10 protein-coding genes and 1 pseudogene are annotated in these 10,260 nt (G+C 71.6%); 2 read left to right on the top strand and 9 right to left on the bottom strand.

The window, feature by feature from the left end; translation table 11 throughout:
- The 9 genes and pseudogenes from ACWD3D_RS26900 to ACWD3D_RS26860 form a co-directional block, all read right to left on the bottom strand.
- Nucleotides 1-149: pseudogene (locus ACWD3D_RS26900) on the bottom strand (sulfate adenylyltransferase subunit CysD); the annotation flags it as partial.
- Nucleotides 146-691 (bottom strand): adenylyl-sulfate kinase, encoded by a 546-nt coding sequence (gene cysC, locus ACWD3D_RS26895; RefSeq protein ID WP_451463369.1) that lies wholly within the window; start codon nucleotides 689-691, stop codon nucleotides 146-148. The gene cysC and the pseudogene ACWD3D_RS26900, both read right to left, overlap by 4 nt.
- Before the next feature lie 23 nt (nucleotides 692-714).
- On the bottom strand, nucleotides 715-1,431 hold the full coding sequence (locus ACWD3D_RS26890; protein WP_451463368.1) for a phosphoadenylyl-sulfate reductase: 717 nt from the start codon (nucleotides 1,429-1,431) through the stop codon (nucleotides 715-717).
- Entirely contained in the window at nucleotides 1,428-1,607 is a 180-nt protein-coding gene (locus ACWD3D_RS26885) for a hypothetical protein (RefSeq protein WP_266710261.1), read from the bottom strand. Before ACWD3D_RS26885 ends, ACWD3D_RS26890 begins: the two co-directional genes overlap by 4 nt.
- The gene (locus ACWD3D_RS26880) at nucleotides 1,604-3,301 is read right to left on the bottom strand and encodes a nitrite/sulfite reductase (RefSeq protein ID WP_451463367.1); all 1,698 of its coding nucleotides are present in this window, start codon (nucleotides 3,299-3,301) and stop codon (nucleotides 1,604-1,606) included. The genes ACWD3D_RS26885 and ACWD3D_RS26880 overlap by 4 nt, the downstream gene beginning before the upstream one ends.
- Nucleotides 3,302-3,413: 112 nt before the next feature.
- Nucleotides 3,414-3,497, bottom strand: a complete 84-nt coding sequence (locus ACWD3D_RS26875) for a putative leader peptide (protein ID WP_328723604.1) — start codon at nucleotides 3,495-3,497, stop codon at nucleotides 3,414-3,416.
- Nucleotides 3,498-3,715: 218 nt separating this feature from the next.
- Entirely contained in the window at nucleotides 3,716-4,273 is a 558-nt protein-coding gene (locus ACWD3D_RS26870; RefSeq protein WP_451463366.1) for a GNAT family N-acetyltransferase, read from the bottom strand.
- A gap of 199 nt (nucleotides 4,274-4,472) precedes the next feature.
- Nucleotides 4,473-5,777, bottom strand: coding sequence for a GAF domain-containing protein (locus tag ACWD3D_RS26865; RefSeq protein WP_451463370.1), 1,305 nt, complete (start codon nucleotides 5,775-5,777; stop codon nucleotides 4,473-4,475).
- Between the two features lie 303 nt (nucleotides 5,778-6,080).
- On the bottom strand, nucleotides 6,081-7,718 hold the full coding sequence (locus ACWD3D_RS26860; protein ID WP_451463365.1) for an acyl-CoA dehydrogenase family protein: 1,638 nt from the start codon (nucleotides 7,716-7,718) through the stop codon (nucleotides 6,081-6,083).
- Between the two features lie 17 nt (nucleotides 7,719-7,735).
- Here ACWD3D_RS26860 and ACWD3D_RS26855 point away from each other — a divergent pair, with 17 nt between their 5' ends.
- Both ACWD3D_RS26855 and ACWD3D_RS26850 read left to right on the top strand, forming a co-directional pair.
- A complete protein-coding gene (locus ACWD3D_RS26855) occupies nucleotides 7,736-8,986 on the top strand; it encodes a YihY/virulence factor BrkB family protein (protein WP_451463364.1) in 1,251 nt (416 codons plus the stop codon).
- A gap of 194 nt (nucleotides 8,987-9,180) precedes the next feature.
- The gene (locus tag ACWD3D_RS26850; RefSeq protein WP_451463363.1) at nucleotides 9,181-10,095 is read left to right on the top strand and encodes a LysR family transcriptional regulator; all 915 of its coding nucleotides are present in this window, start codon (nucleotides 9,181-9,183) and stop codon (nucleotides 10,093-10,095) included.
- Nucleotides 10,096-10,260: the final 165 nt, after the last annotated feature.

Below are 10,260 nucleotides of genomic sequence, written 5' to 3'. Positions count from 1 at the left end.
TCCTTGCCGCCGGAGAAGAGGATCACCGGCCGCTCGAACTCCCCCGCCACCTCACGGAAGATGTGCACCGCCTCCGACTCCAGCGAGTCCAGGTGGCTGAGCGCGTACGGGTTGACGGTGCCTTCCGGCACGGTGGCGACGGACGTCACGCCAGGCCCCTCTCGGTGAGCAGCGCGTGGAGCGCGCTTGCGGACTCCTGCACGGTCTGCTGGTGCGACTCGATGCGCAGGTCGGGTGATTCGGGCGCCTCGTAGGGGTCGTCGACCCCGGTGAGGCCGCTGATCTCGCCCGCGGCCTGCTTGGCGTACAACCCCTTCACGTCGCGTACGGAGCACACCTCGACCGGCGTGGCCACGTGCACCTCCAGATAAGGGGTGCCTTCGGAATGGTGCCGCTTGCGGACGGCGTCACGGCTGTCCGCGTACGGAGCGATCACCGGAACCAGCACCTTCACGCCGTTCGCCGCGAGCAGTTCGGCGACGAAGCCGATCCGCTGCACGTTCGTGTGGCGGTCCTCGCGGGAGAAGCCGAGGCCCGCGGAGAGGAACTCCCGGATCTCGTCGCCGTCGAGGACCTCCACCCGGTGGCCGTCGCTCTTCAGGCGGCCCGCGAGTTCGTACGCGATGGTGGTCTTGCCCGCGCTCGGCAGACCGGTCAGCCAGACGGTGGCTCCCGTCCCCGTCACGCTCATCGATATCTCCTGATCAGTCGTCATCAGCCGTGCAGCCCGCACTCGGTCTTGCCCCGCCCCGCCCAGCGGCCGGCGCGCGCGTCCTCGCCCTCCAGCACCCGGCGGGTGCAGGGCGCGCAGCCGACGGAGGCGTAACCGTCCATCAGCAGCGGGTTGGTGAGCACCCCGTGCTCCAGCACGTAGGCGTCCACGTCGTCCTGCGTCCAGCGGGCGATCGGCGACACCTTCACCTTGCGGCGCTTGGCGTCCCAGCCGACCACCGGGGTATTGGCCCGGGTCGGGGACTCGTCACGGCGCAGCCCGGTCGCCCACGCGCTGTACGCGGTCAGCCCCTCTTCGAGCGGCTTCACCTTGCGCAGTGCGCAGCACAGGTCGGGGTCACGGTCGTGCAGCTTCGGTCCGTACTCGGCGTCCTGCTCCGCCACCGACTGACGGGGCGTCAAGGTGATGACGCGCACGTCCATCACCGCCTCCACCGCGTCCCGCGTCCCGATGGTCTCGGGGAAGTGGTAGCCGGTGTCGAGGAAGACCACGTCCACGCCGGGCCGGGCCCGGGACGCGAGGTGGGCCACCACCGCGTCCTCCATCGAGGAGGTGACGCAGAACCGCTCGCCGAAGGTGTCGGCCGCCCAGCTCAGGATGTCGAGCGCCGAGGCGTCCTCCAGCTCGCGCCCCGCCCGCTCGGCGAGTTCCTCCAGCTCGGCGTCGGTGAGCCCGTCGGTCCGCAGGGTGTTCGTCATGTGCGTTTCCCTTCACCGTCGTTGCGCAGCAGTCCCTGGGTCAGCAGGCCCAGGAACTTCAGCTGGAACGCGCGGTTGCAGGACGCACATTCCCAGGCGCCGTGCCCGGTCTCGTGCGGGCGCAGGTCCTCGTCGCCGCAGTACGGGCAGTAGAACGGCGCGGCTCGCTCGCTCATGACAGCGACTCCGCGGTGGCCCGCGCCGCCCAGGTGGCGAAGCGCTCGCCCTCTTCGCGCTCCTCCTGGTAACGGCCCAGCACCCGCTCGACGTAGTCCGGCAGATCGGTCGAAGTGACCTTCAGACCACGGACCTTGCGGCCGAAACCGGCTTCGAGTCCGAGTGCGCCGCCCAGGTGCACCTGGTAGCCCTCGACCTGGTTGCCCTCGTCGTCCAGCATCAACTGCCCCTTGAGACCGATGTCCGCGGTCTGGATACGGGCACAGGCGTTGGGGCACCCGTTGATGTTGATGGTGAGCGGCTCGTCGAACTCCGGGAGGCGGCGCTCCAGTTCGTCGATGAGCGAGGCGCCGCGCGCCTTCGTCTCGACGATCGCCAGCTTGCAGAACTCGATGCCGGTGCAGGCCATCGTGCCGCGCCGGAAGGACGAGGGGCGCACCTGGAAGTCCAGTGCCTCCAGCCCTTCGACCAGGGAGTCCACCTGGTCGGGCGCCACGTCGAGGACGATCATCTTCTGCTCGACGGTGGTGCGCAGCCGGTCCGAACCGTGCGCGGCGGCGAGGTCGGCGATCTTGGTGAGCGTCGACCCGTCCACCCGGCCGACGCGCGGGGCGAAGCCGACGTAGAAGTTGCCGTCGTTCTGCTGGTGCACACCGATGTGGTCGCGCCAGCGGGAGGTGGGCTGCGCGGGGGCGGGTCCGTCGAGCAGCGGACGCTTCAGGTACTCGTCCTCCAGCACCTGGCGGAACTTGGCGGGACCCCAGTCGGCCATCAGGAACTTCAGCCGGGCGCGGGTGCGCAGGCGGCGGTAGCCGTAGTCGCGGAAGATCCCCACGACCCCGGCCCACACGTCCGGCACCTCGTCCAACGGCACCCAGGCGCCGAGGCGTTCGGCGAACCGCGGGTTGGTGGAGAGGCCGCCGCCGACCCAGACGTCGAACCCGGCACCGTGCTCCGGGTGCACGACGCCGACGAAGGCGATGTCGTTGATCTCGTGGACCACGTCCTGGACCGGCGATCCGGAGATCGCGGTCTTGAACTTCCGCGGCAGGTTGGAGAATTCCTTGCTGCCGATGTACCGCTCGTGGATCTCGTCCACCGCCGGCGTGCCGTCGATGATCTCGTCGGCCGCGATGCCGGCCACCGGCGAACCGATGATCACGCGGGGGCAGTCGCCGCAAGCCTCGGTGGTGGACAGCCCGACGGCCTCCAGCTTCTCCCAGATCGCCGGAACGTCCTCGATGGCGATCCAGTGCAGCTGGATGTTCTGACGGTCGGTGATGTCCGCGGTGCCGCGGGCGTACTGCTGGGAGATCTCGCCGATCACCCGCAGCTGGGCGGAGGTCAGCCGGCCGCCGTCGATGCGCACCCGGAGCATGAAGAAGCGGTCGTCCAACTCCTCCGGCTCCAGCACGGCCGTCTTGCCGCCGTCGATGCCGGGCTTGCGCTGGGTGTACAGACCCCACCAACGCATGCGTCCACGAAGGTCGTTCGGGTCGATCGAGTCGAAGCCGCGCTTGGAGTAGATGTTCTCGATGCGTGCTCGCACGTTGAGAGCGTCGTCGTCCTTCTTGAACTGCTCGTTCCCGTTGAGGGGGGTGTAATGCCCCATCGCCCACTGGCCCTCGCCGCGGTGGCGTCCGGCCTTGCGGCGAGGCGTGGTGGTCGCAGGCTGTTCAGGGGTAGCGGCCATGACAATACGTCCTTCGGGACTGCGGGAGGGCGGCTCTGAGCTGCGCACTCGCGTGGACGCGGTGGTGCGACGGGGCTTGCAGAGAAGAGGGAGCGCGGCGGTGCTGGGACTCTCAGCCCGCCGGACAGATGGCGCTGGACATGCGGCAGAGGTCGACGTGGCGTCGACTCACCAAGGCAATTCCAGTTCCAGGCATGACGGAAGCGTGTCACGCGCATCTCTGGCCAGTCCACACCTATCCATTATCCGGACGAGATCGTCTCGTACGGTGAGACGATGTGGTTTGCGTCACCCGCGTGCGTCTCCAGTCGGTCCCCATCGGTCCCAGTATGTCCCAAAGGTGTTCACAAGCCCTTCCCCGAAGGCGTGTTCAGCTGGTGGACGCCCAGCTCAGTGCCGGTCCACCCGACCCGCTCACGCCGGGAACGCCCCCGGCCACGGCCCGGGCGCCGCCACCTCCGGCTCCGGCGCGACCGTGGTGTCGAAGAGCCGGAACCCCCTGCGCTCGTAGTTGGCCAGAGCGTGCGGGCCGTCCAGTGAGCAGGTGTGCACCCATACCCGCCGGGTGGCCGGCCGGCCGGGCCACCGACCGGCGAGATCCCAGGCGCGCGCGGTTCCCCAGCTGAGCAGATGACCACCGATCCGCCGCCCCCGGAAGGCCGGGACGAGCCCGAAGTACATGATCTCCACGGCGCCGTCGTCCTGCGGGTCCAGCTCGACGTATCCGGCGGGCGTCCCGTCGACGTACGCCACCCAGGTCTCGGCTCCCGGCCGGTCCACGATCTCCTGCCACTGCGCGTAGGTCAGGCCGAGCCGGTCCGTCCACCGGACGTCCCCGCCGACCGCCGTGTAGAGGAAGCGGCTGAACTCCGGCGACGGCACCTCGGCGCGGACGACGCGTACCTCGTCCTTCGGGGCCTTCGCGGGCGTGAGATCGGTGGGGGAGGTCTGCTCCAGGGACCAGGTGGTCACGTCGACCGTGGGAGCTGTGGGAGCTGTGGGAGCTGTGGGAGCTGTGGGAGCTGTGGGAGTCGTGCGAGCCGTGGGGCGATCGGGGCTGTTCATGGGCGTCAGCGAACCACGACGGCCGCCCGACCGGAGCGGCGGGTCCCCGGACGCGCCGCGCGATCCGGACGCCCCGGGGACACCGCCCCCACGCCCCCGGCCTTCCTCAGGAGCTCCCCGCCGACGCCCTGGCCCGCACCACCACCGGTGCGGTCGAGTGCGGCAGCAGATCGGCCGGTTCGTCCGGGTGGACGACCTCCACGTCGACTCCCTCCCGGAAGCGGTACGGGCGGTGGGCCAGCACCTCCGCGAGGTGACGGCGCATCCGTGAGATCTCGGCGCGCACCGTCACCGTGCGGGTGCCGTCGCCGAAGATGTCCCGCGCCAGCTCGGACGCCGTACACCCCTCCCTGCGCAGGGCCAGCGCGTACAGCATCTCCGCGTGCCGGGGCGAGAGCCGCTGCGTCCAGGTCCCCACCGGACCCGCCACATGCACCACCGGCTGACCGGCCCGCCCCAGGTCCAGCACCACCCGGCGTGGCGGCCCGTCCGAGGCGTTCGTGGACGTCCCGTCCACCACCTGGACCAGCCAGCCACCGGGCAGCGGTTCCACCCGGCACATCCCCAGCGACGGGAACCACACCCGGCCCGGGGCCAGTGACTTGGGCAGCGGCAGGCGGTCCACCGGCGGCATCCCGGCCACAGCGGCCAGCCAGCCGTGGTTGTCCACGGCGAGGGCCCGGCCACCGACCCGGCAGAGAATCGGCGCGGCCACCGACCGCAGCCGCTCGATCGTCGCCAGATGGCGGTTGCGTATCTCGCTCTCGGCGAGCTTGGCCACCGAGTCCACCAGAGCCAGCGTCGCCGGGTGGAAGGTGGACTCCGGACCGCTGATGTCGACGATGCCGATCAGGCGCCCGTCACGCGGGTCGCGCACCGGCGCCGCCGCGCACGTCCAGCTCTGCAGGGCGTTCACGAAATGCTCCGCGGAGTGCACCCGAACGGGGGTACGCGCGACCAACGACGTACCGATCGCGTTGGTCCCTCTCACCGGCTCGGTCCACGTGGCGCCCTCCTCCAGCAGAATGCCCTCCGCCCGCCGCATCACGGAACGGTCGCCCTGTCGCCACAGCACGCGGCCCAGCGCGTCGGTGACCACCATGATCTGCCGGGTGCCGTCCGCGAAGGCGGCCAGCCCTTCGCGCAGCAACGGCATCACCGTGCCGAGCGCCGTGGCACGCCGTTGGTGCTCGATCTCCGCGGCCTCCATCAGCGGCCCGTCCGGCGCCCGTTCCGGGTCCACCCCGCTGCGCAGCACCCGGGTCCAGGACGCGTCGATCTCCGCCCGGGGCCCGCCCGTGCCCCGGCCCGACAGCCGTGCCTCGCGGGCCCGGCGCAGAGCGTGTACCGCGTCGGCGGGTGCCGGCCCGGAAGGCGGCGGGGCCGTCCGGGCAGGGCCTGTCTCCACCACTGGTTTCACGGGCTTCCCCCCACAAAAGGTGCCTCGGGCCCCGGTCGAGGTCCCAAGGTACTCATCCTGTCGCCGCCGGGGGCCCGCGCGTTCCATGTGCCCGCCCCGCTTGCAACCCTTTGCAACTCTGGCCAAGCCTCGGGCGAAGGGTGAGAATGTGTCCACACCGTTCGGCGCGGCTTCGCGCCGGCGCCGCCCGGTGCAGCACCGGCGTGGAGGGTGGTGCCGTGTCGGCGCAGCACCACCCTCCTTCGCTGTGCCCGGTACGACCGGGGTCCGGCCCCGCGCCCGGCCCGTCGCCCGTCAGGGAGCCGTCGGCCGCGCCCGGTCGACGACGGACGCCAGATCGAGGGTGTGCGGCAGCGTCCCGAACGCCGAACCCCAGTCGCCGCCCAGCCGCGAGGCGCAGAACGCGTCGGCGACCTCCGGCGGTGCCCAGCGCACCAGCAGCGACCCCTGCAGCACCAGCGCCATCCGCTCGACGATCCGCCGGGCCCGTGCCTCCACACCGCCCAGGTCGGCCAGTTCGGTCAGCAGGTCCTTGATCGCGCCGTCCAGCCGGTGATCGGCCCCCCGCGCCTTGCCGACTTCCCGGAGCAGCGCGTTCAGCGCCCTCGGCTCCCGCTGGAGGGCGCGCAGCACGTCGAGGGCCTGCACGTTGCCGGAGCCCTCCCAGATGGAGTTGAGCGGCGCCTCGCGCAGCAGCCGGGGCATCCCGGACTCCTCGACGTACCCGTTGCCGCCCAGGCACTCCAGCGCCTCGCCCACCACGGCGGTGCACCGTTTGGTCACCCAGTACTTCGCGGCCGGCACGGCGAGCCGCAGGAACGCCCGTTCCTCCTCGGTGTCGGCGTCGTACGCGGCGGCCAGCCGCATCCCCAGCACCGTCGCCGCCTCCGACTCCAGCGCGAGGTCGGCCAGCACGTTGCGCATCAGCGGCTTCTCGATCAGCAGCCCGCCGAACGCGCTCCGGTGGGTGCTGTGGTGGATCGCCTGCGCCACCGCCTGCCGCATCAGCGCCGCGGAACCGACGACGCAGTCCAGACGGGTCGCCGCGACCATCTCGATGATGGTGCGCACCCCCCGGCCCTCCTCGCCCACCCGGCGGGCCCACGTCCCGTCGAACTCGACCTCGCTGGACGCGTTGGACCTGTTGCCCAGCTTGTCCTTGAGCCGCTGGATCGCGAACACGTTCCGGGTGCCGTCCGGCAGCACCCGGGGCACCAGGAAACAGGTCAGGCCGCCCGGCGCCTGGGCCAGCACCAGGAACCCGTCCGACATCGGCGCGGAACAGAACCACTTGTGTCCGGTGAGCAGGTACTCGCCGTCGGCGGCCAGCGGCTCGGCCCCGGTCGTGTTGGAGCGGACGTCCGTACCGCCCTGCTTCTCGGTCATCCCCATGCCGAACAGGACCCCGGACTTCTCCGCCGCGGGCCGCAGCCCCTCCTCGTACACGTGCGAGGTCAGCAGCGGCTCCCACACGGCGGCGAGCGCCGGATCGGTACGGAGCGCGGGTACCGCCGCGTGCGTCATCGACAACGGGCACCCGTGCCCCGCCTCGGCCTGCGTCCAGACCAGGAAGCCCGCCGCCCGCCGCACGTGGCCGCCCTCCCTGCCCCAGGCGTCGGTGAGCCCGGCGGTCACGGCGTGACCCAGCAGCCGGTGCCAGGCCGGGTGAAATTCGACCTCGTCGATCCGGTGTCCGTATCGGTCGTGAGTGCGCAGTTTCGGTGGATTCTCGTTCGCCTGCGCCCCCCACTCCTGCACCTGGGCCGATCCGGCCGCCTGCCCGAGCGTGGTCAGCTCCTGCCGGGCCTGGAGCAGGATTCCGGGCGCGAGATGTCGTTCCACCGCTTCGGACAGGGCGCGGTCCGCGCCGAAGACGTCGTAGCCGACCAGCGGCGGTACCTGATTGGTCACTGTGTGGGTGGTGGCTGCCATGCCGATACGGTAAGGACGTGCAGGCAGCAAATGAAACACCCGAGCGGAGATCGAGCCGGCTCCACCGTGCCCGAGTTCTCTACCGCAACGTCTCCAAGCGGCAGATGGCGTGGCATCTGCTCAAGGACACCGTCAACTCGTGCATGGAGTACCGGATCCTCGGGCTCGCGGCCGAGGCGGCGTTCTTCACCCTGCTGTCCTTGCCGCCCCTGCTGCTCGGCCTGATCGGCCTCCTCGGGTACGTCGACGACTGGACCTCCACCACCACGGTCGCCTCCATCGAGCGGAACATCCTCGACGCCGCGCAGACCGTCCTCTCCGAGCGAGGCGTCAACGACTTCGCCAAGCCGCTGCTGGACGACATCACCAACGGGGCCCGCCCCGACGTCATCTCCATCGGCTTCGCCATCGCCCTGTGGTCGGGCTCCCGCGCGGTGAACGTCTTCGTCGAGACCATCACCGTCATGTACGGCCTCGACGGTCAGCGCGGCATCGTCAAGACCCGCCTGCTCGCCTTCCTGCTGTACGTCGTCGCCCTGCTGCTGGGGGCGGTGGTGCTGCCGCTGCTGGTGGCGGGCCCGGACCGGGTGGTCGAACTGGTCCCCTGGGGCACCGAGGTCCTGGCCGTCCTGTACTGGCCCCTGGTCATCCTGCTGACCATCGCCTTCCTGACGACCCTCTACCACGTGTCCGTCCCCGTACGGTCGCCCTGGATGGAGGACGTCCCGGGGGCACTGGTGGCCCTGGGGATGTGGGTGATCGGCAGTTTCGTCCTGCGGTTCTACCTGACCAGCACCGTCGAGGGCCCCACGATCTACGGCTCCCTGGCCGCCCCCATCGCCGTACTCCTGTGGATCGGCGTCTCCGCCTTCGCGGTGCTCGTCGGGGCCGCGGTGAACGCCGCCATCGACCGGGTGTGGCCCTCCCTGGCCACGGCCGAGGCCCGCGAGGCCAACGACCTCGCCCGCGCCGCCCAGGCCGCCGAATTCGTGGCCCGGACCCGGCCCTCGGCCTGGGCGATGTACGCCGACGACGAGGACGGCCTCGACGAGGGCGGCGACATGCCCTCCGAGTACCCGGAACGCTGGTCCCGCTTCCTGCCCCCGGACGACCTGAGATCCCGGCTGCACGCGGCCTGGGACAAGGAGTCCAGGGAGAGCAAGGCGCACCGCGACGACAAGGAGCGCCAGGAACCGTCGGACTCCGCCCGCGGCACGGCCGACGGTGCAGTCGGCGGGTCCACCTGGCGGCCGGGGGCGCCGAAGTAGTCCGGAGCGAGCACGGAGCGGGTGCGTGCCCGTGGAGTCGTGCGCACCACCTCCGGCGTTCCACCGGCCCCGGCCGTGAACACGACGGCCGCCACGGCGCGTGCCGCCCGCCACGGTCACGGCGTTACCCTCGGGTCCGGACCGTCCCGTCTCGTACCGGACCGCCGGCCGGTCCGCTCCGGACGGGGGAATCCGTGGAACTGCGCCATCTGAAGGGCTTCGTCGCGGTGGCCGAAGAACTGCACTTCGGCCGCGCCGCCCGACGGCTCCGGATGGCCCAGCCGCCCCTCAGCCGGCAGATCCGCCAGCTGGAGAGGGAACTCGGCGTCCAGCTCTTCGAGCGCAGCACCCGCTCCGTGCGGCTGACCAGCGCGGGGGAGTCCTTCCTCGGACCCGTGCGCGAGGCCCTGGCTCAACTGGACACCGCCGCCGGCGTCGCCCGGGCCGCCGGGCGGGGCGAGTACGGCAAGGTCACCCTCGGCTTCGCGGGGGCCTCCTCCCACGAGACCCTGCCGAGACTCACCCGTGCCGTCCGCGCCGCCCACCCCGGTATCGAACTGGTCATGGCCGGTCAGACCTACGCGAACGTGGCCCTGGCCCGCGTCGCCGACGGCTCGCTCGACCTCGGGTTCGTCCGGCTGCCGGTGAGCGGACCGGGCGTCGCCCACCGGGTGATCGGCGAGGAGGAACTCATCTGCGCGCTCCCTTGCGACCACCCGCTCGCGGGTCTGCCCGCCGTGCCGCTCGGCGCACTCGCCGACGAACCGTTCGTCTCGTTCCCCGCCGACGCGGGCTCCACCGTCCGGGACGCGCTGGAGCAGGCCTGCGCTGCCCACGGGTTCGTCCCGCGCGTGGTGCAGGAGGCCCCCGACTCGTACACGATCATGGCGCTGGTCGCGGCCGGGGTGGGCGTGACCCTGACCGTCAGCTCCTGCGGACACATCCAGCAGGACGGACTCGTCCACCGCCCCCTCGCCGGTCCGCCCGTACGCCGCCAGACCGCACTCGCCTGGCGGGAGGACAACCCCTCGGCCGCCCTGCGGGCGGTGCTCGCCGTGGCCGCGCACGCGCTGCCCACACCCTCCGCGCGACCGGCCACGGCCGATTAGGACGCCGATCGTCCCGGATCAGGGCCATTTCGGTATTGGACCGACTCGGTTGCCGGGTGCGAGGGTCGAGGGGCACGGACCGCGCCGGGCCCGCGCGCCGAGAGCGCCGCGCTCTGGCTTCGGGGCGCTGGCTTCGGGGCGCGACTTCGGCATGTGACTTCGGCG

It is taken from the genome of Streptomyces sp. NPDC002690, assembly GCF_053592415.1.
Note: the sequence above shows the minus strand (reverse complement) of the source record. Positions and strands in the feature narration are given on the sequence as shown.